This window comes from Olleya sp. Ti.3.14 (genome assembly GCF_038154885.1).
Classification (GTDB): Bacteria; Bacteroidota; Bacteroidia; order Flavobacteriales; family Flavobacteriaceae; genus Olleya.
Genome location: NZ_JBAKAO010000048.1, coordinates 1 through 320 on the forward strand (window position 1 = coordinate 1; position 320 = coordinate 320).

1 protein-coding gene is annotated in these 320 nt (G+C 35.9%); it reads left to right on the forward strand.

The features are described 5' to 3' along the window. Nucleotides 1-320: isocitrate/isopropylmalate family dehydrogenase (locus V6251_RS15230; RefSeq protein WP_341589010.1), on the forward strand; the 320-nt coding region annotated here is incomplete at both ends.

The following is a 320-nucleotide window of genomic DNA, read 5'->3' on the forward strand; positions in this document are numbered from 1 at the left end:
GTTCTATTGGATTACTAGCATCAGCCTCCATTGGTGACAAATATGCAATGTTTGAACCTATACATGGATCATACCCGCAAGCAACAGGAAAAGGGATTGCAAACCCAATTGGATCTATATTAAGCGCAGCAATGCTTTTAGAGCATTTTGACCTACACGAAGAAGCCAATCTAATTAAAGAAGGTGTTGAAAAATCTTTAAAACTAGAAATAACAACGCCAGATTTAAACGCAACCTACACTAATGACTCTACCTCTAAGGTTGGAGATTTTATTGCCGATTTTATAAGAAACCCAAATGACACGAATATTAATTTCAAT